The organism is Bacteroidales bacterium (genome assembly GCA_014860575.1).
Classification (GTDB): domain Bacteria; phylum Bacteroidota; class Bacteroidia; order Bacteroidales; family JAAYJT01; genus JAAYJT01.
Window position 1 is genome coordinate 43,975 of sequence record JACZJK010000037.1, and the last position, 19,581, is coordinate 63,555.

A 19,581-nucleotide genomic window follows, 5' to 3' on the forward strand; every position below is an offset into this window, starting at 1 on the left:
ACATAATTATATTCTTGTATGGACTTGAGCATGCTTTCAGTTGATTCATGGCTTTTTTCATGGGTTATTCTTCCCTTATTCATTATACTGGCTCGCATTGCAGACCAAACAATCGGTACAGTCCGCCTGATTTTTCTTTCAAAAGGATACAGGCTGCTGGCTCCGGTACTTGGCTTTTTTGAAGTCATCATTTGGCTGCTCGCCGTTAGCCAGATATTCCAGCACCTCGACAATTGGTTCACTTACATTGCTTATGGATTAGGATTTGCCATTGGTAATTACATTGGTATTGTTGTTGAAAATAAAATTTCACTGGGCAATGTTATTGTTCGCATTGTTCCAAAGCTGGATACTTCGGAGCTTATCAAGTACCTGCAGGAACAAAATTTCGGCCTCACCATTGTTGACGCCGAAGGAAGCCGTGGACCAGTAAAAGTTATTTTTTCAATAATCAAGAGACGCGATATTGATAATTTTGTTACAATAATTCACCAGTACAATCCCAATGCATTTTACACCATCGAAGATGTACGCGCCGTGCATGAAGGAGTAATACATCGCGCTCCATCACGATCGGTTTTCCAATCGTTTGGGTTTCACACTAAAAAAGCGAAGTAAACTAGAAGACAGGATTTTTATGATCCAATTGCCATCAGGTTTTCCCGAAATAATTTCCAGGCGTTATTACCTTCAGTTCGGTTTTTATAATTTCTGAAATTTCGAGTGAATCAATAAATCGGTGCATGGATTCGCGGGTGATAGCCTCGTGGGTCCGGGTTAGGTTCTTAAGAGCCTCGTAAGGGTTCGGATAATTTTCGCGACGCAGTATGCTTTGAATTGCTTCGGCTATCACGGCCCAGTTATTTTCGAGATCGCGGTTCAGAACGCTCTGATTGAGCAACAGTTTATCTATTCCTTTTTGAATTGAACGCAAGGCAATCACAGTGTGGGCAACAGGTACGCCAACGTTGCGCATCACCGTGCTATCAGTAAGATCACGCTGCAGACGTGAAACAGGAAGCTTCGACGAAAGGTGCCCGAACAAGGCGTTTGCAATCCCAAGATTACCTTCGGCATTTTCAAAGTCAATGGGGTTTACCTTGTGCGGCATTGCTGACGAACCCACTTCGTTTTCTTTGATCCGTTGCCTGAAATACTCCATTGAAATGTATGACCAAACATCACGGCAAAAATCAAACAGTATCGTATTGATGCGTTTCAGATTATCAAAATAGGCGGCCAGGTAATCGTAATGCTCAATCTGGGTGGTAGTTTGCAAGCGTTTCAACCCAAAGGAATGCTGTATAAATCTATCAGCAAAACCATGCCAGTCAATTTCAGGGTAAGTAACGTAATGGGCATTAAAATTTCCGGTAGCGCCTCCAAATTTAGCAGCAAACGGAATCTTGTTAAGCATTTCAAGTTGGTTTTCGAGCCTTTCAACAAAAACCCTGAATTCTTTCCCCAAAAGTGTTGGTGAAGCCGGCTGGCCATGGGTTCGCGCTAGCATTGGTATGTTTTTCCACTCCTCAGCGCGGCTGCTGATTTTATTGAGCGTTTCTTGAATTAAAGGCATGAGAACCAATTCATGAGCGGTTTTTATTGCATAAGGCTGGGCGGTATTGTTGATGTCCTGTGAAGTCAGCCCAAAATGGATAAATTCTTTAAATTCCGATAAGCCGGCCTGATCAAATTTTTCTTTAAGAAAGTATTCCACCGCTTTCACGTCATGGTTCGTAGTTTTTTCAATCTCCTTTACTCGGATTGTGTCGTCGGTTGAGAAGCGTTCGTAAATGCTGCGTAAGGAATCGATGTTGTTTTTGCTGAAACTTTTGAGTTGTGGTATTTCTGCATTGCAGAGTGCAATAAAATATTCAACTTCAACCATGACCCGGTACCGGATAAGTGCGGCTTCAGAAAAGTATGAAGCCAGAATACCTGTTTGCTTCCGGTAACGACCGTCAACAGGGGAGATAGCGTACAGGGGAGAATCGTCCATTGTGATGGTTTATTTACGCACAAAGTTAACAAGATATTCTTCAGAACACTAAAAAACCCCGCCGGATTCAGAACCTGACGGGGTTGCAATAATTAGATCAGTAAAGATTAGCTTAAATTGCGAAAGGCTTCACTTATCACATCATGGTAGGTGTCGCTGAATGTGACAACACACCAGGCTTGTAATAAGATCAATTCTTCTTTATGCAGCCACTTAAAAGCCTTGCCCAACTCCTTTGAGAACAACTCACGGTTGAAGCTTACTTTCTGTAAAACAGTTTTTGTGTACTCAAGCATAGCTATAGGTTTTTAAGGGTAAAACAACATGATTAAAGAACCACCTCCAGAGAGAAAATATTAACGCAAACCCTTGTTTATTGTTGTGTTAAAAAACCTTAAAAAGCCTACTATTCCTGGTAAACCATTGAAACATACTGCGGTTGATAGGCGGCAAAAAAACCAATGGCTCCGTTGCTAATATTGCCCTGCACATTGGCTGGGGGCCCGCTGAAAAGTGGAGTGTTAAAACTGTTCTCGGTTCGTGCCGTAAGAATGAAATTTGCATGCTCTTTAGTAAGATTTGCGATCAGAATGGTGACTAAATCTCCGGTATTAAGCCTGTTATCTTCCGAAGCCGCATTCAAATAGCTGACGCCAATACCATTTGTGTAATTGCCATTAAAAAGCCGGTCGTCAATCACAAATATTTCCTGCAGCGAATCAGTAACAAGAACGTTGTTGATAAATGTTAAAAATTTATAGAAGTCCCTGCTTGGCGGATCCTGTGCATACAATTTAATTTCCCAGAAGCCATCGCCCCATGTTGGCTGAAATTCAATCTGAATTGAATCGGGCGCCGCAGTTGGACGCAATAAACATGAAGCGGTGTAAGCGGTTTGTCCACCTATTTCCTCTTCAAGCTCAATCAGCAATGTATAGGTTTTGCCAACTTCGCCAAAAAAATTGGCAGGTGTTTCATAAACGCCGCTACCGAAATCGTTCTCGGAGAGTTCTATTAAATTGCTTCCATCACTTAACCTAACATCGGCACCACTAACTGCTGGTGGTATCTCATTGTAATAAAAATCCGTTGTTGAACTGAGACGAACCTGATGATAACCGGTGTCTGTCGTGATTGCTCCTTCAACCACCAGGCGTGTGAAGGTTGAATCCAATTCCAGGTCCATGGGTTCGGTACATGAGGCAAGAATGATAGCCGGAACTACAAATCTGCTGAAAGCCCGAAGGGAAATGCGCTTCCACTGGCTTTTTTCTTCGCGTTCGGGGGACTTTGAGAAAATATTCAGAAATATCATGATAGCTATTGGGTTTTAAAATTTGAAATTGTAGGTAATGGCCGGAACAAAAGAAAATAGGTAGGTTTTCTGCGCTTGCAGTTCATTCGGATTGTCTTCATCCTTTACAAAGTTGATGGCCCACACATTTTTCCTGCCGTAGGCATTATACACTGAGAAATTCCATTCGCTGCTCCATTTCCTTTCGGGTTTTTCGCGGCTGCTGAGAATCACTGACAAATCGAGGCGGTGATAATCGGGGAGGCGATAGGCATTGCGGTCAGAGTAAATCGGAATGTAAGCATTTCCGTATTGCGCTTTCCCGATTGGAAGCGTTACAGGCGCTCCGGTTGAATAAACCCAGTTGGTGGAGAATGCGATCCGGCGACTTAAATCGTAATTCAATACTACTGAAATATCATGCGGCTTATCGTAAGGCGAAGAGTACTCTTTCCCGCCGTTAATTTCACCGAACTGCCTGCGGCTCGCGCTATAAGTATAGCTGACCCAACCGTTCAGGCGGTTCTCATTGAACCTGACCATTAGTTCAAGTCCATAAGCCCAGGATTTTCCAAAGCGCAGTTCACCTTCCATTTCCTTGTTAAGCAGCAACTCTGCATGATCCTTAAAATCAATTGTGTTCTGCATGTTTTTATAATACACCTCTGCCGAAGTTTCAATCGTGTTCTCGCTGAAATTCCTGAAATACCCTATCGCAAACTGATCGGCAATCTGGGGTTTCACATTCGGGCTTGATGCGAACCAAAGGTCAAGTGGTGTTCCTGCTGTAGAGTTCTGGGCAAGATGAATGTATTGCCTGGTTCGGGAATACGATGCTTTGACTGACGAAACTTCATTTAGCAGATAATTTATACCAATACGGGGTTCAAAGCCATTGAAAGTATTGTAAATCTCGCCGCTGGCAAAATTGGCTGAATCGTATCTTATGTACTCTTCATCATAAAAGTACACGGTTGATTTTCCGGTATTTTGGAATGCCGAGAAACGAAAGCCATATTTCACGCTGAGTTTGCTGCCGAGGTTTTGCTCAACCGCAGCATACAGACCATGTTGCAATGCATAATTCCGGGGCACGACAAATTCAGTAAACAGGCTTTCCGAACCCAGCCCTTTGGCTGCTCCCGGATCGAAAAGATGAAATGTGGTGGATGCGCCAAAGCGGATAGTGAATTCAGGTGAAACATAGAAATTAAAATCAGCCTTGACGCTGTGATCCTGCATGCTTGATTTCCAGAGAAACGCATCGGGTCGGCCGGAAGGGGTACCAATCTCATAATCGTATTGGCTATGAACCAGCGTAAAATTTGAGAAAAGGCGTGGTGAGAAAAGATGGTTCCAACGCACAGTCATGGTGCGGTTACCAAAACCCATGCTGGCAAACTCATTCTTAAAAATATCACGCCCAAAATAACCGCTTACAAAAACCCTGTTGTTATCGTTGAAGCGATGGTTTACTTTGGCGTTAAAATCATAGAAATACAAAGTGTTATCGCGCACTTCTTCGTCGCGGGCAAAAGGTAGGAAAATATCGGCATAGGTTCTGCGACCCGCAAGCATAAATGTGGTGTTTTCATTTACAATCGGACCTTCAAGTGTGAGCCTGCTCGAAATAGTTCCCACTCCCCCGGTTCCACTGAATTTTTTTGCATTGCCTTCTTTCATCCGCACATCAAGCAGTGAGGCAAGCCTGCCGCCTGACGAAGCCGGGATATCGCCTTTGTAAAGTGTTACATCTTTCACGGCATCGTTATTGAAAACAGAGAAAAATCCAAGTAAGTGCGAGGCATTGTAAACAGTGGCTTCGTCGAGTAAAATGAGGTTTTGATCCGGTGAACCGCCCCTCACACTGAACCCCGAAGAACCTTCGCTGGCTGATTGAACACCCGGAAGCAACTGGATTGCCTTTATTACGTCTACTTCTCCCATCAGGGCAGGAACGCGCTGGATGGTTTTAGCTTCCATTCTAATGGTGCTCATTTCATTCTTAACAATATTGTCTTCAGGCCGGGTTGATGTAATAACTATTTCTTCCAACTGCTTCTGCTGAGGCATTAGTTCAATGTGGATAGTCTGGCTTGCACTGTGCTGAATGCTTATTTCTTCTGGTTCGTAACCCAAAAAGGAATAAACAAAGGTATATTTCCCATCCGGTATACTCACAGAGTAAAATCCATAAGCATTTGATGTGGTTCCTACCCGAAGTTCTTTGACGTAAACCGTGGCACCCAGAAGCATTTCGCCGCTACCGCCATCTTTAATAGTCCCGCTGACTGTAAGTTTTGGAGCCAGAGCATCTTCATTGCCATCAGCAATTGATCGGGAAGTGAGTAAGAGTATTGCAAGTAAAATAAGGTTAAAGGTTTTCATTGGGTTCAGGAAATGTAGTGTTAAAAGTTAGAATCTGTTAGTTATCAAAGAAAATACCAGCAATAGCACCCCAAAACCTGTAAAGACTATATTATCGTTTTGAAAAAGGTAACGGGCAGATTTATCCACAGCATTTGTAGTGTATGCCAGTACAATCATAATTCCGGCAATTGCCGGCAGGCTCATAATCGTTATTCTTCGACTCATGATTGGGTTTTAAAGTTTTGGCAAAAGTACCTATGGGTACGTTAAAGCTCAATCAAAAAGCGGTGAAAGCAAATTATATGCCAGTGAATGTCTTGAATTGAAGTTTCAATGCCTGATATAACAACGATTTGGAGAATTGATTGTTTGGATTGATTATAAAATATCGCCTCTGTTTGAGGTATCGTCACGTTGCTACTTTGCTGATAAAACAGACTCCCATCTACCAGCGAACTATAATATTTACAGTATTTTGAATGTGTAAAATTTGCATTATTCCAACAACCTTGAAATTCTTTTTTTTGCGTGTTAATTGAAATTTAGCAACTCAACTTCGCAAATAAGAGTCTGGTAGGGTTTGATGCTGCTATCCAGACCAATGACGCCATACGCGGCTTTTGAAGGAACATGTATTCTGAAGAATGATCCTTTTTTCATTTTCTGAACCACATCCCTCCAGGCTGGCAACAGTGATTTTATGGTATAATAACTTCCATCTCCAACATGAAGTACCTCTCCATTCAGGTTTTTAATATTGTATCTGAGGCTGACACTGTTGTTGTGCTGGGAGAATGCTCCGCTTCCATCTCTGATAACTTCATAATATACTCCGTTTGAAGCCTGTGTCATTCCTGCCCGGTTTTTAAGATCAGCGAAATATTGTTTTTCAACGCCAGAATTTTTAAATGATGCAAATTTTGATTTGCTTCCCGGAAATGAGTTAGAATATTCGACAGCATCGTTAAAACTGATCTTTAACTCCTTCCCTGCAATTACATCCTCTATCCCGGCATAAAAGAGTTTGCCTTCTAAATCATGGATCATGTCGCCACTTACGTTTTTGAATAAGAGTGCTCCAAAATTGGCAAAGAAATCTGCGCATCCTTTCTCATTGTAATTGTTATTCTTAAGGTTATTACTGGAATACATGAACATTACATTTTGATCGGGTGGTTCTATGCTGGTGTAACGTGAGGTTTGCATGATTCCTTTTTTTAAGGCAGGAAGGTGGATCGTATCAAACCGCTGCTGAAGGTACTGACCTTCCATTACCCCGAAGGAATATGATACGGAATCAATAGAATTGGAAAGCTTTCCACCACCACTCAAAATTTCTGTTTTGAAGATCGCAAATGCTGCAATAATCAACAGAACAGCGATAACAGCAAGTATGAGCTTTTTTATTGGAAACTTTTTTTGGCTTTCATCGCTAGCGATGGGTTTGGGCTTTACAGGTTTATCCGCAGCGAGCTTCTTTTCTTTTGTTAGCGTTGGCTTTGCCTTGGTAATGGTTTCTTTTCTAATGGGAGGAAGGATTTGATCGGTTAAAATGAGTGTTTTCTCATCATCATGATTCATAACAGGCGACGATTCTGTACGCTGACTAAGCTTAAGCGAATCAGCCATTTCCATGCATGTGCTAAAACGATCCTTTGGATCTTTTGCCGTAGCTTTAGCAATAACACTGCTGAATTGAATGTTTGAAGTCAGCGCCGGAAGTGGTTCATGAACAATCTTCGTATAAATGTCAAAAGTTGAAAGAGTAGCTGCACTGTATGGTGCTGCCCCGGTAATCATGAAGTACAAGGTAACACCAAGCGAATAAATATCACTGCGATGATCAATATCTTTCACATCCCTAACTTGTTCGGGGCTCATATAGGTTGGCGTGCCCATTTGTGTTCCTGTGCGGGTCAAACTATTATCAGTGAGCAATTTGGCAATGCCAAAATCCATGATCTTAGGCCTCAGCTTATCATCAAGCAAAATATTGGAAGGCTTCACATCGCGGTGGATAATTCCGTGGTCATGAGCATACTGGAAGGCATCAAGAATGCTGAGCATCAGAGAACTGGCCGTTTCTGGTGACAAAGCACCGTTTGTCTTCACAAAGTCGCTCAAGGTTGAGCCTTCGAGATACTCCATCACAATGGCTAATCTGTCAGAATCATCCGTGTAGTCCAGCACTTTAACGATATTAGGATGGTCAAGTGAAGCCATGATCCTTGCTTCATTTTCAAAGCGATGCCGGATATCGGCATTGGCGTTTAAAATTGGATCAAGAATTTTAATAGCTACGCTGCGCTTGTCAAATTTTTCATGAACGGCTTCATAAACCCTGGCCATTCCCCCTTCGCCGATCAAGCGGGTAATTCTGTAATTAAAAATTTTGGTGCCTATCATTGCGTACTCGAATTACATTTTATTAATGGTGCCGGGTTAATTAAGCAATTGGTTTAGATTATAATGGTCAGGAAGTGCCGGTAGTTACTTGGAATATGAACCAAGTGCCTCAAGCCGGAAACCTATTTCGATTTGATAATAAACTGGTTAAACGTCACAGATTTCACTCCAGACTCCATGTAAAGACCAAATAGCCCATTGCCTTGAAACAAAGCCTGCATGCTATGAACAAGCTTTTTGTTCACCTTGAAAGAAGTAGTTGAACCTGAGGTTTCTATTTCGAGTTCATTTACATTATCATATGCAAAGCCACCAAACTGTTTTAGCACATTTACTGCATCAACCGGGGTGGGCGATACAATATATTTATTCGTTCCGTTTGCATATTGTCCGATAGCAAAGTCACCTATATCAGAAATCAGGTAATACTTGTAATTGTTCCAATCAATAAAATCGAAGGTCAAGCCGTAATAAGCACCTTTAAGCCCCGATACCGAGGAAACCCTGCATGAATAGGAGAAGGGTTTTCCAGAAAGAACGGCAGGTTTTGTGATGGATAGAGCCATCCGGTTTTGATCTTTATTGGTCATTTGTAAGCCAACCGATGGTTCAATACTAGTGCTATAATTTTCAAAATCACCCAACTCCCAATTGTAAGTGTTTACTTTTGAACTGAAGTTCTCAACATACACAGTTCGCTTTTCTCCGCTTTCCGTAAACTCGGTAGCAATATTGTTTTCAAGAAGTCCGTTTTTATACGCTGCGATGAACCAGGGCTTTCCGTTTTTGTGGTACGATTTGTATGTCCCATTCAGCTTATCGGACTGATAAATAGCTTCTTCCAGTAATTCTCCATTCTCCCCATACACCGTCCGTTGCCCTTCGAGCTGATTATTGCGATAAAATGAGATAATTGCTATCTGGCCATTCTCAAAATACCAGGTAAATACCCCTTCTTTTACGAAATTATCGGGATACGCTGAACTTACCGTGCTACTTGTTGTTCCTTCCATTTGCAGCCTTCCTGAAATAAAATAATCCCGGATTACGCCTCCAGGACTTGCATCGCCAAACGGTTTAAATTCCCTGTAGTACGCCGCTGCAATGGGAAATTCTGCAACTTGCCAGTTTGCATCAAAAACCACAGGCCAGTTTGATTGCTGCATTTCAGCAACCGTTGCCTGCGCCTTTAAACTACCGGAAGCAGTTAGTGTTAATAAAGCCAATAAAAATATTTTCATAAGCCAGGATTTGCATGCGCAAATATAATTGGCTATCGGTAATCAGAACCATTTTCATTAAAATAAATACTGTGCAATCTTTGAAGTCGGAATGTTTGGCAAATATTTGAGTATGAACCTGAAAATCAGAGAACAAATTCCTTATGAAAGCTGCAATCAACTATCTCTTTGCAAGAGAATAATTAACGAAGCCAGCATCAATCAAATTCATACCGGATGCACTTTATGCTTATTCCAGCACAAATTTAATTCCCGTATTAAATTTCACCCTTACCGGACGTCCTGCCTGTATACCCGGGCTCCATGCCGGCATGGATTTAATTACCCTTATAGCCTCTTCGTTCAAGCTTACTTCTACACCGCGAAGTATTTCTACATGGCTGATGTTGCCATTTCTTTCAACAACAAACGATAAATAGACTGTGCCCGAAATTCCTGCAGCTTTTGCCTGTTCGGGATAGCGTAAACGGTCGCCTAAGAACTTTCGCATTGCTGATTCTCCGCCAGGGAATGTAGGCATGATCTCTACAAAAACTCTTGGCGTATCATCAATTACAGGTAGGTCTTCTGTCAGAGCAGGTGGGATCCATGGTTCAACTGGTATATTGTCATCAATGCCAGCGTCAATAAAAAGATCGGGTATATCAATCTCCGGATCGTTGTTCAGCGTAAACTGAGCAATTGCAACGGGTGGTGGTGGTAGTTTGGGCTGCATTGTAACAGGTGCTAACTCTTCAATTTCAATGGTACGGCTTGGGCCTAATGAAATGCTTACGGCTTTTTCATAGGTTTTCCATTCGAAAGCCATTAATGTAATTCCGAGTGCAACGATGTAGCCGATCTGGGTAAAAACCGGTCGGTAGCGTTCTACGCCTGCTTGCTTTGTTTTCATAGTTTTCATCTTTTTGGGGTTTTAAGTTCGATATAATGTGAGACCTTACGGTTAAGATGCAGACAAAGCAATAATTCCATAAAAATTTGAAAAAAATACCGTTAGTAAGAGCCATCAGCAGCATATGTTATTTCGCAGGCTCAGTTTGTTTTCCCCAACCCCACATTAAAATAATATTTGCCGGAATACGCAGTTATTAGAATGCATAAAGCGTTTAAGTTTGCCCGGAATTCTTACCTGATCAGGCAGGCTGATAAATTAGCGTAGGATTTTTCTTATCCCCATCGCATGTCGCAATACAACTATAAAGCGCCAGAATATCATTCTCTTTCGGATGAATAGTTGCTGGGTGAGTATAGGAAGAGCGGCAATCGCGAGACCATTGGTATTCTATTCAAGCGTTATTCTCACCTTGTTTTTGGAGTTTGCATGCACTTTCTTTATGATAAGGAAAAAGCGGCTGATGCGGTTATGGGAATTTTTGAACAGCTTTTTGAATCTGTCAACCGGCACGAAGTCAGTAATTTTAAAGCCTGGATCAGCACAGTTAGCAAAAACTATTGTTTGATGCAGTTACGCCAGTCATCTGCAAAACGTCTGGTGTTAATGGATGATATGGAAAAATTATCGGATCAACTTATGGAAAATGAGCATTTATTGCATCATGATAATAATGACACGGATGCTAAAATAGAAACACTGCTAAACTCAATTTCAGCGCTAAATACGCATCAACAGCAATGCATCAGGCTGTTTTACCTCGAATCTTATTCATATCAGGAAGTTGCTTCCTTCACTGGTTTGAATCTGGCAGAGGTTAAAAGCCATATACAAAACGGGAAACGCAATCTGAAGCTGTTCATAGAGGGTAAAAAGTAATATTGATATGACTGAAACCAAAAATATAGAAAGATCATTCCTTCCTTCGGGTTGCCTCAGCGAATCCGGGATGATGGGTTTCATACAGCAGGAACTCACTGAAGCAGAAATGGAGCAAGCCAGCGCACACTTCCTGCACTGTGAGTTATGCCGACTTGCTTTACGAGGCATTGAATCTAATCCCGACTTTCTTGAAATCAATCGTTTATTGCAACAACAAATTGATTTATTGATTACTGGTAAACCATCAGACCCAATACACACAATCCAACCGAAAACCAAAGCTGTTCCGAAGCGGATGCTATTCTATCTTAAAGCATTCCGTAACATTGCCGCAGTTGTTCCAGTGGCGCTCACGCTGGGTTCAGCGCTATGGCTCACGGCTGCAATCATGATATATGATCACCTCTCTGTTTTTCGAAGACCAATAAGTGATCCTTCTTTGCAAACGGAAATACCCAACGAGATCAGAGAACTTGAGAAGCAAATACAGGCACTTTCACCCCCGGCACCGCAAATTACAGAGTTTAATATTATTCATGAAGAGATCGTGTTTGATGATGAAATCAGCATTGATGCAGATGAAGAAATCGTGATTGAGTATCAGCCATCAGAGCCTTTTATGGAAGCTGAAGTTGCTGAAGATAATGAAGTGTTTGTCGTGGTAGAGGAATTACCACAGTTTCCCGGCGGCCAGGAGGCCTTACATAAGTTTTTGAGTCAGAATCTAAAATATCCGCAATCTGCAAAGCAAGAAAAAATCCAGGGGACTGTTTACGTAACTTTTATTATTAGTAATGATGGCAATGTAGACAGCGCCAGTATCCTACTTGGTGTGCATTGGTCGCTTGATGAGGAGGCAATGCGAGTAATTCGTGATATGCCACAATGGATTCCGGGCAAACTGCGCGGAAAACCTGTGAATGTTCAGATTACGATGCCAGTAAGATTTACGCTGGAGTAAAGTTAGGAATTTAATATTCTAACAATTCCTTCGCGACTGCATAGATTTTCTCAGCATTCGGCAAGATAGCTCTTTCGAGGATGCGGTTGAAACCAACCGGTGTGAAGGTTGATCCAACTCGTTTTACCGGTGCGTCTAGATATTCAAAAGCTTCTGCTGCGATAATGGCAGCCAGTTCACCTCCGAAACCGGCAAAAACTTTGTCTTCGTGCACCACCAGCACCTTTCCGGTTTTCCTCACCGATTTCAGGATACTTTCTTTATCTAGCGGAACCAATGAGCGGATATCAACTACTTCCAAGCTTTTGCCCATTTCTTTTTCAATTCTGTCAGCAACCTGCAAGCTCATGTGTGTGGTATTTCCGAAAGTAATGATGCTGAGGTCTGAACCTTCGCGCCTGACGCGTGCCACACCAAAAGGTACTTCAAAATCCTCGGGCACAACTGTTTCAGCCAGTGGATCGTTGTAGAGAGTTTTAGGTTCGAGGAAGATAGTGGGACCTTCTGATCGCATGGAGGTTCGCAACAAACCGGCGGCATCATCAGCAAAAGATGGATACACGATTCTCAATCCCGGTAAAGTGGATAACGCACCTTCAATGGTTTGGGAATGATACAAGCCGCCACCAATATATCCGCCTGATGCAAGTCTGATGGTTACATTTGGAGAAAATGCTCCGTTGCTACGCCAGTAATCGTGGCTCATTTCAACTACTTGCTCCATGGCAGGCCAGAAATAATCGGCAAACTCAGCGCCTTCGATCACAACACGGATTTTGGGATCGAAGCGGCTCATTCCGTTGGCGGTTCCCACAATAAAATCTTCGGCTATCGGGGCATTGAAAACCCTCTCGATGCCGAATTCCTGCTGCATGCCCTTGCTGACATTAAAAATTCCGCCTTTTTCGCGGTAGGCGATGTCTTGACCCCAAATATAAGTATCCGGATTGTGGCGGAACTCAGCCTTTAGGGTTTCATTGAGAGCGCTGATAAGCTTCATTTTTTCACCCTTTTTGCCGTCGTGCAAACCATCAGGATATTTTTCGCTTACATAAGGTTCCGGAATCACAAAATCAAAAATTGAATCTGGTGAAGGATCGGGCGCCTTGATCACTTTCCTGTGGGCGGCCATCATTTCTTTATGGGCCTCTTCCTCAATAGCTAGCAATTCTTCTTCCTTGAATTTCTTTGAACGGATCAAAACGGTGCGCAGGCGGTCAAGCGGATCGGACATTTTTGCACAATGCCGTTCGTTTTCATCACGGTAAAGTTCATGGCGATCGGAGTTTGAGTGGCTGTGAATCCTAACTGTGCTTGCATGAACAATAACAGCCTCCTGCTTTTCGATCGCATGTTTCTTAGCTACTTGCATGGCGTTCATAGAATCAAACATACTTTTTCCATCACAATAAATGATGCGCAGGTTGCGGAACCCGGAAAAGTTTTCTGCCACATGATAGTTAGCGGTCTGATCTCTTTTGGGAACCGAAATCCCATATTTGTTATCCTGGAACACAAAAATTACCGGCAGCTTTTCATTACTGGCTCCGTTGATGGCTTCGTATACATATCCTTCAGAAACTGAAGATTCGCCCTGGGAACTAATGGCTACGCCTTTGTGATTATACTTTTTCATTGCCCTGGCAACGCCCACTGCATGCAGCGTGTGATTGCCGGTTGCAGAACTTACATTATGGATATTCCATTCAGGTTTGGCGAAGTGGTTGCTCATATGCCGGCCACCGCTGGCAAGGTCATCCTTTTTTGAAAGGCCGTTAAGTATAATTTCTTCGGCATTTAAGCCGGCTGAAATCACGGTGAGCATATCGCGGTAATACGGGAAAAGATGATCGGTTTTACGGTCAAACACCTGGCCTATAGCCAGTTGAATTCCATCGTGTCCGGCATAAGGGGCGTGGTACGACCAGCCCAGCGCCTGTTTCAGGTAATTGGGGGCGCGGTCGTCAAGTTTGCGGCCAAGCACCAACAGGTAATACCATTTCTTTAAAGTTTCCTTATCAGTAGTTTGCAGGCTATATGATTGCAGATTAGTCATGTAATTAATATTTTTAATTGGTTTTCAGGGTGAATATTGGGTATGGATTAAACGTTGATTGATGTTATTTGTTCAAGGTCGAAAGCCGGGAGACAATAGTCCAAATCGGCTATCTAAAATCGTAAATCGTCAATTCCACCTACTTTCTTATCACTTCATATTCTCCACTTTCAAAAAGCCGGATTATTGTTGATGGTTTGGTTTGGCTCAGCCTGTCCTGGTAGAGGTTCACAACATAATCAACCTTTGTGGAAATTTCTTTGGAGATTTTATTGAAAGTAAGTGCAGTGGGTTCATTACTAATATTGGCGCTGGTTGAAACAATCGGTTTTTTGAATGATTTGATCAGTTCCTGGCAGAATGGATCTTTCGCAATGCGGATAGCTATCGTTTTGTCGGCTGCGATAACATTCTTTGCAAGGTTCCTGGCGTTTGAATAAATAATTGTGAGGGGAGTATCAATTGAACTCAGCAAGTCGAAGGTTATTTCAGGCACTTTTTCAATGTAGAGAGGCAATTTCTCAATACTTTCAAGCAGGATGATCAGGCTTTTGCTTTCAACACGTTGCTTGAGTTTGTAAATTTTTTCCACTGCGCGGCTGTTGGTGGCATCGCAGCCAATTCCCCAAATAGTATCGGTTGGATACAAAATAGTTCCGCCAGCACGGAGTACTTCAATAGTTCGTTGTACCTCCTGGTTGAAATTGTCCGGTAATGTTGTGGCGGTCATGAGTTGGATGCTGGTTGCTGGTTATTGGTTCAAAGTTCAAAGTTCAAAAGTTCAAAAGTTGTATTGTTCTATAGCTAGTTCAAAGTTCAAGGTTCGAGGTCTATACCCGGTAACCATTCACTCCAATACTCTCAACAATTGATCCGTTTTAATGGTTTTAGCGCATTTAAAATGTTTTTCAGGGCAGGAAGGCCTGCCATGCAGACCGCAGGGGCGGCAGGGCAATGCTTCCGGCGTTTCAATTATATATGAATTTTCTGAAACCGGTCCGAACCCAAAAGCAGGAACCGTTGAGCAATAGATAGCTGCAACAGGTGCATTCACTGCCGATGCCAGGTGCATAGGCGCTGAATCGTTTACATAATTCATTGTAGCCTTTTGCATCAATGCTGCGGATTGCAGGAAAGTGAGTTTGCCGGCAAGGTTCACAATTCCCTCCCTGCCTGAATTCTTAACCAAACTTTCGCACAATGCAACATCCGATTTGCTACCGAGCAAGTAAATTCTAAGTAAGGGATTCAAAGCGGTAATAAACTCCAACCATTTCTCTTCTGGAAATTGTTTGGTGAACCACAGCGAAGCAGGAGCAATGCAGATGAACTTTTCTGTGATCAATCCGGCAATTGCAGCCTTATCTTTTTCGGTAGTATATAATCTGACTTTAGCGTTTGCTTCACCACAAAAATCCCTGATCAATTCAAGGTTCCTGTCAACCTCATGCACTGGATTTTCCTGGGTTCCGATGATGTGTTTTGCCTTGTGTGTGAACGTGAATGCCAGCGGGTTCTTGTTAAAGCCTGCTTTAATCCTGGCTCCTGATAGTGCGGTGATCAAACCCGAGGCAAAAAACCTTTGAATGTTGATAACGGCATCATACTTCCTGGCTCTGACATTCCTGAGAATTTTATAGTAGTTGATGTATTTCTTGTGGCTTTTGTCCCAGATGATCACCTCATTTAGAAAAGGATGGCCACTAAAAACACCTTCAATTCCCTTTTTAAGTAAAAAATCAATGCTGGCTTCAGGATATTCCTGATGCAATTGCTCAATCACAGGCGTGGCAAGGATCACATCGCCAATGGAAGCTGTTTGTATGATTAGAATCTTTCTGAACTTATATCATTTTAGTGGAGGGCAAAAGTAAGCTTTATGCACTAAACTAAATTAATCCCTGTGGATTATTATCATAATTCCAGATTCAAAATTCAAGATTCCAGATTCCTGTAAATTTTCTCACTTGGTATAAAAAGTTAGAGGATATTTATCATTTACAGGATTGGCTCAGAAATTTGACATTAATGATAATGATGCTCACGTCACTATTGTAACAACCCTCACACTTTGCCTCAAACCGCCACATCAAACTCCCTCAAAGCGTCATTCAAAGAAGTTTTAAGGTCTGTCGAGGCTTTGCGCTGCCCAATGATAAGGGCGCAGGGAACATGGTATTTGCCGGCAGGATATTGCTTTTCGTATGAACCGGGAATGACCACCGAGCGAGGTGGAACATAACCTTTGTATTCGGTAGCTTCTGCGGTGGTTACATCAATAATGCGTGTGGATTGTGTGAGCACTACATTGGCGCCCAATACTGCTTCCTTACCTATGTGGGCGCCTTCGACAATAATACTGCGCGAACCAATAAAGCATCCGTCTTCAACGATTACCGGACTTGCCTGCAACGGTTCCAACACCCCGCCAATACCAACTCCACCGCTCAAATGCACATTTTTTCCAATCTGAGCGCAGGAACCCACGGTTGCCCATGTATCAACCATGGTTCCGCTATCCACATAAGCACCAATGTTTACATAGGAGGGCATCATAATCACACCCGGCGCAATGTAAGCGCCACGTCGTGCAATGGCATGCGGCACAACCCTGATGTTTAATTCCTTGTAATTTTTCTTCAGTGGAATTTTGTCATGGAATTCAAATGGCCCCACTTCAATGACTTCCATTTTGCTGATCGGGAAATACAGAACTACAGCCATTTTCACCCATTGGTTCACAACCCATTTCCCGCCTTGGGGTTCAGCTACGCGAAGTTCGCCAGCATCAACAAGCCTTACAACTTCACGGATAGCGTTCTGCGTTTCAACTTCCTTCAATAACTCCCTGTTTTTCCAGGCAGCGTCAATTTTTTGTTTGAGGTCGTTCATGAGTTAGCGCAATAGTGAGTGGTCAAAATTACAGCTTTTTACAAAGTCCAAAGCTCAAAATCCAAAATCAAAAGTTCAAAGCCCAAATTCCAAAATTTCAAATTCAAAGTAGCAGCCATATACAGAATTACAAATCTTAAATCTGGAATTTTAAATTAATTACTCCATTACTCCATACTCCAATACAGTTACACTGCATCATAGCTACACAGCATCACCGCATCACAATTAAAATACCTAACTTTGCCCCCTTAAACACTACAGGGATTGGGAAGGATCATTGCCATTGATTACGGTCGCAAGCGAACGGGCATCGCAACTACTGATGAGTTGCAGATGTTTGCCACCGCTTTGCAAACCGTTCCTTCGCACCAGGCAATTGGTTTTCTGAAAGAATATTCCACTCGCGAAAACGTTGATTGCTTTGTAGTTGGTGAACCCAAACAGATGAACAATGAACCTTCGGAATCCGTTATTTACATTGAACCTTTCATCAAACAGTTGAAAAAGGAATTCCCCGCAATTCCGGTGGAGCGCATGGACGAAAGGTTCACATCAAAAATGGCTTCACAGGCAATTTTACAGGCAGGATTGAAAAAGAAAGACCGCCAGAACAAAGCCCTTATTGACAGCGTAAGTGCGGTAATCATACTTCAGTCGTGGCTGGAAATGAAAAACATGAAACATTAATTTAAAACAGGAATTCAAATGATACTTCCGGTTGTAGCTTACGGCCATCCATCACTCAGAAAAGAGACTGCTGAAATAGACAAAGATTATCCGAATCTTGAAGAATTTATTGGTAACATGTTCGAAACAATGTATGCATCTTCGGGCATTGGCCTTGCAGCGCCACAGGTGAACAAATCCATTCGCGTTTTTATTGTTGACGCTTCTCCGCTGGCCGATGAGAAACCCGAACTGGCTGATTTCAAAAAGGTATTCATAAACCCCAACATCGTTGAAGAGTCCGGAGCAGAATGGACGTATAACGAAGGCTGTCTCAGCTTTCCCGATCTTCGTGAAGATGTTACGCGTAAAGGAACTGTGAAGATTCAATATTTCGATGAAGACTGGAACTTCCATGAAGAAACTTATAATGGTATGCCCGCCAGGATTATACAACACGAATACGACCACCTTGAAGGGACTTTGTTTGTTGATCGCATCAATCCGTTAAAACGCATGCTTTTGAAACGCAAACTCAACGATATCTCAAAAGGAAATGTTGACGTTTCATATAAGATGACCTTCCCGCTGCTCAAAAAGAAACCTGCCTAAAACCCATTATAATGAGAAAACTATTTCAATCTGCTATCGTACTTTTTGCGCTGGGCATCTTATTGCAGGCCTGCCAAACTCCTGAGCAAAAACAACTTAAGAGGATCAAAACATTAGAAGATGAGCTTTTTACAAACATGACCGGAATGATTGACCGTGTGAAAGCATCGGAGCTTGTGGATGCTTATGAGAAATATGCGGATGCAAACCCTGATGATACAAAGTCGGGTGAATATCTTTTTCGCGCCGCTGATATTTGCATGAATACAGGCTATCCTGAAAAGGCCATTGAAATTTATACACGGGTTTTTAACGATTACACAACGTATGAAAAGCACCCGGAAAGCTTGTTCCTTATTGCATTTATTTACGAGAACCAACTTATGAACCTTAAGCAGGCAGAACTTTCCTATCGCCGCTTTCTTGAATTATACCCGGATCACGAACTCGCCAATGATGCTGAAATCCTGATCCAACATCTCGGTAAATCACCCGATGAAATGGTAAAGGAATTTGAGGAAAAGCTCAAAGCTAAGGAAGGCTTATAATGCCGGTGAATTAAATTCTTCTTCAAGAATTGCTTTTAGTTCTGCAGCACTGAGATCAAGTTTCAATGTGCCTGATTTTGAGTAAGCAATTTTTCCCGTTTGTTCTGAAACCACTACCGCAATGGCATCGCTACGTTCAGTGATTCCCACTGCTGCCCTGTGCCGCAAGCCAACAAATGCAGGCAGCTCGGTCTTTTTCGAAACAGGTAGAATGCATCTTGCCGCTACCACTCTGTTATTCATGATAATCATGGCTCCGTCGTGCAAGGGACTATTTGGGTAAAAGGTGCTTTCGATCAAATATTCTGAAATGCGAGCGTCAATCATTTCACCACTTTCAATATACTCCTCCAGTTCGTTGGTGTGAGCAATAACAATGAGCGCACCGGTGCGGCTAGTCGCCATTTTATGATAAGCCTTCACGATCGGATCAATATCAAGTGCTGAACCATTTTCAACATTAATTTTCCAGAAAATAAATCTTTTTCTTTTTCTGTTCAAAAACGCTGGTGTTCCGATCAATAAAAGGAATTTCCGGATTTCGGGCTGGAAAACAATAATCAGTGCAATGAATCCAACGCTAATGAAGGCTCCGAGTATCTCGCTGAGCAGTTCCATCTCCAGCACAAGCACCAGCCGCCATAAAAGGAAAATTGATACGATACCCAGAAAAATATTGATGGCCGTTGTACCTTTTATAAGGTTATAAACCTCATAAAGCAGGTATGCAACAAGCAAAATGTCAATTATATCAAGAAA

At 42.4% G+C, this 19,581-nt stretch carries 19 protein-coding genes; 6 read left to right on the plus strand and 13 right to left on the minus strand.

Annotation, left to right across the window (positions count from 1 at the left end):
- Positions 1–30 precede the first annotated feature (30 nt).
- The gene (locus tag IH597_10360) at positions 31–618 is read left to right on the plus strand and encodes a DUF2179 domain-containing protein (protein MBE0662857.1); all 588 of its coding nucleotides are present in this window, start codon (positions 31–33) and stop codon (positions 616–618) included.
- Between the two features lie 34 nt (positions 619–652).
- On the opposite strand, the gene purB is transcribed toward IH597_10360, so the two are convergent.
- The 8 genes from purB to IH597_10400 all read right to left on the minus strand — a co-directional run bounded on the left by purB (position 653) and on the right by IH597_10400 (position 10,202).
- Positions 653–1,999, minus strand: coding sequence for an adenylosuccinate lyase (gene purB / locus IH597_10365; protein ID MBE0662858.1), 1,347 nt, complete (start codon positions 1,997–1,999; stop codon positions 653–655).
- 107 nt (positions 2,000–2,106) lie between these two features.
- On the minus strand, positions 2,107–2,295 hold the full coding sequence (locus IH597_10370; GenBank protein MBE0662859.1) for a hypothetical protein: 189 nt from the start codon (positions 2,293–2,295) through the stop codon (positions 2,107–2,109).
- 110 nt (positions 2,296–2,405) lie between these two features.
- On the minus strand, positions 2,406–3,314 hold the full coding sequence (locus IH597_10375) for a DUF4249 domain-containing protein (GenBank protein MBE0662860.1): 909 nt from the start codon (positions 3,312–3,314) through the stop codon (positions 2,406–2,408).
- Positions 3,315–3,329: 15 nt separating this feature from the next.
- Positions 3,330–5,681, minus strand: coding sequence for a TonB-dependent receptor (locus IH597_10380; GenBank protein MBE0662861.1), 2,352 nt, complete (start codon positions 5,679–5,681; stop codon positions 3,330–3,332).
- A gap of 27 nt (positions 5,682–5,708) precedes the next feature.
- Positions 5,709–5,888 carry a hypothetical protein gene (locus IH597_10385; protein ID MBE0662862.1) on the minus strand — a complete coding sequence of 60 codons (180 nt, stop codon included), beginning with the start codon at positions 5,886–5,888 and terminating at the stop codon, positions 5,709–5,711.
- Between the two features lie 306 nt (positions 5,889–6,194).
- The gene (locus IH597_10390) at positions 6,195–8,069 is read right to left on the minus strand and encodes a protein kinase (GenBank protein MBE0662863.1); all 1,875 of its coding nucleotides are present in this window, start codon (positions 8,067–8,069) and stop codon (positions 6,195–6,197) included.
- 122 nt (positions 8,070–8,191) lie between these two features.
- Positions 8,192–9,310 carry a hypothetical protein gene (locus tag IH597_10395; GenBank protein ID MBE0662864.1) on the minus strand — a complete coding sequence of 373 codons (1,119 nt, stop codon included), beginning with the start codon at positions 9,308–9,310 and terminating at the stop codon, positions 8,192–8,194.
- Positions 9,311–9,539: 229 nt separating this feature from the next.
- Positions 9,540–10,202 (minus strand): energy transducer TonB, encoded by a 663-nt coding sequence (locus tag IH597_10400; GenBank protein MBE0662865.1) that lies wholly within the window; start codon positions 10,200–10,202, stop codon positions 9,540–9,542.
- Positions 10,203–10,631: 429 nt separating this feature from the next.
- Between IH597_10400 and IH597_10405 the strand changes: the two genes are divergently transcribed.
- Together IH597_10405 and IH597_10410 are read left to right on the plus strand one after the other, a co-directional pair.
- Positions 10,632–11,081 (plus strand): sigma-70 family RNA polymerase sigma factor, encoded by a 450-nt coding sequence (locus IH597_10405; protein MBE0662866.1) that lies wholly within the window; start codon positions 10,632–10,634, stop codon positions 11,079–11,081.
- A 7-nt stretch (positions 11,082–11,088) separates the two neighbouring features.
- Positions 11,089–12,045: an energy transducer TonB gene (locus IH597_10410; protein ID MBE0662867.1), complete on the plus strand. Its 957-nt coding sequence runs from the start codon at positions 11,089–11,091 to the stop codon at positions 12,043–12,045.
- A 10-nt stretch (positions 12,046–12,055) separates the two neighbouring features.
- On the opposite strand, the gene IH597_10415 is transcribed toward IH597_10410, so the two are convergent.
- The 4 genes from IH597_10415 to IH597_10430 all read right to left on the minus strand — a co-directional run bounded on the left by IH597_10415 (position 12,056) and on the right by IH597_10430 (position 16,993).
- The gene (locus IH597_10415) at positions 12,056–14,101 is read right to left on the minus strand and encodes a 2-oxoisovalerate dehydrogenase (protein ID MBE0662868.1); all 2,046 of its coding nucleotides are present in this window, start codon (positions 14,099–14,101) and stop codon (positions 12,056–12,058) included.
- 139 nt (positions 14,102–14,240) lie between these two features.
- Complete coding sequence (locus IH597_10420; protein MBE0662869.1) at positions 14,241–14,831, minus strand: threonylcarbamoyl-AMP synthase; 591 nt, start codon at positions 14,829–14,831, stop codon at positions 14,241–14,243.
- Positions 14,832–14,948: 117 nt separating this feature from the next.
- On the minus strand, positions 14,949–15,935 hold the full coding sequence (locus tag IH597_10425) for a glycosyltransferase family 9 protein (GenBank protein MBE0662870.1): 987 nt from the start codon (positions 15,933–15,935) through the stop codon (positions 14,949–14,951).
- Positions 15,936–16,177: 242 nt separating this feature from the next.
- Positions 16,178–16,993 (minus strand): 2,3,4,5-tetrahydropyridine-2,6-dicarboxylate N-succinyltransferase, encoded by an 816-nt coding sequence (locus IH597_10430; protein ID MBE0662871.1) that lies wholly within the window; start codon positions 16,991–16,993, stop codon positions 16,178–16,180.
- Between the two features lie 267 nt (positions 16,994–17,260).
- On the opposite strand from IH597_10430, the gene ruvX reads away from it, so the two are divergent.
- The 3 genes from ruvX to IH597_10445 are packed head-to-tail and all read left to right on the plus strand — an operon-like array spanning position 17,261 to position 18,822.
- Entirely contained in the window at positions 17,261–17,683 is a 423-nt protein-coding gene (ruvX, locus tag IH597_10435) for a Holliday junction resolvase RuvX (GenBank protein MBE0662872.1), read from the plus strand.
- A gap of 18 nt (positions 17,684–17,701) precedes the next feature.
- A complete protein-coding gene (locus IH597_10440; protein MBE0662873.1) occupies positions 17,702–18,274 on the plus strand; it encodes a peptide deformylase in 573 nt (190 codons plus the stop codon).
- An 11-nt stretch (positions 18,275–18,285) separates the two neighbouring features.
- Positions 18,286–18,822 carry a hypothetical protein gene (locus IH597_10445; protein MBE0662874.1) on the plus strand — a complete coding sequence of 179 codons (537 nt, stop codon included), beginning with the start codon at positions 18,286–18,288 and terminating at the stop codon, positions 18,820–18,822.
- On the opposite strand, the gene IH597_10450 is transcribed toward IH597_10445, so the two are convergent.
- Positions 18,817–19,581, minus strand: a 765-nt coding sequence (locus IH597_10450; GenBank protein ID MBE0662875.1) for a TIGR00159 family protein, incomplete at its 5' end; no start/stop codon positions are given. The genes IH597_10445 and IH597_10450 overlap by 6 nt on opposite strands.

Bases quoted from the DNA above. Each gene is read 5' to 3' on its own strand.
- IH597_10410 (MBE0662867.1), top strand. From the start codon at position 11,089: ATGACTGAAACCAAAAATATAGAAAGATCATTCCTTCCTTCGGGTTGC.
- IH597_10430 (MBE0662871.1), bottom strand. From the start codon at position 16,993: ATGAACGACCTCAAACAAAAAATTGACGCTGCCTGGAAAAACAGGGAG.
- IH597_10375 (MBE0662860.1), bottom strand. From the start codon at position 3,314: ATGATATTTCTGAATATTTTCTCAAAGTCCCCCGAACGCGAAGAAAAA.
- IH597_10440 (MBE0662873.1), top strand. From the start codon at position 17,702: ATGATACTTCCGGTTGTAGCTTACGGCCATCCATCACTCAGAAAAGAG.
- IH597_10360 (MBE0662857.1), top strand. From the start codon at position 31: ATGCTTTCAGTTGATTCATGGCTTTTTTCATGGGTTATTCTTCCCTTA.
- IH597_10390 (MBE0662863.1), bottom strand. From the start codon at position 8,069: ATGATAGGCACCAAAATTTTTAATTACAGAATTACCCGCTTGATCGGC.
- IH597_10380 (MBE0662861.1), bottom strand. From the start codon at position 5,681: ATGAAAACCTTTAACCTTATTTTACTTGCAATACTCTTACTCACTTCC.
- IH597_10420 (MBE0662869.1), bottom strand. From the start codon at position 14,831: ATGACCGCCACAACATTACCGGACAATTTCAACCAGGAGGTACAACGA.
- IH597_10405 (MBE0662866.1), top strand. From the start codon at position 10,632: ATGCACTTTCTTTATGATAAGGAAAAAGCGGCTGATGCGGTTATGGGA.
- purB (MBE0662858.1), bottom strand. From the start codon at position 1,999: ATGGACGATTCTCCCCTGTACGCTATCTCCCCTGTTGACGGTCGTTAC.
- IH597_10415 (MBE0662868.1), bottom strand. From the start codon at position 14,101: ATGACTAATCTGCAATCATATAGCCTGCAAACTACTGATAAGGAAACT.
- IH597_10370 (MBE0662859.1), bottom strand. From the start codon at position 2,295: ATGCTTGAGTACACAAAAACTGTTTTACAGAAAGTAAGCTTCAACCGT.
- IH597_10400 (MBE0662865.1), bottom strand. From the start codon at position 10,202: ATGAAAACAAAGCAAGCAGGCGTAGAACGCTACCGACCGGTTTTTACC.
- IH597_10395 (MBE0662864.1), bottom strand. From the start codon at position 9,310: ATGAAAATATTTTTATTGGCTTTATTAACACTAACTGCTTCCGGTAGT.
- IH597_10445 (MBE0662874.1), top strand. From the start codon at position 18,286: ATGAGAAAACTATTTCAATCTGCTATCGTACTTTTTGCGCTGGGCATC.
- IH597_10385 (MBE0662862.1), bottom strand. From the start codon at position 5,888: ATGAGTCGAAGAATAACGATTATGAGCCTGCCGGCAATTGCCGGAATT.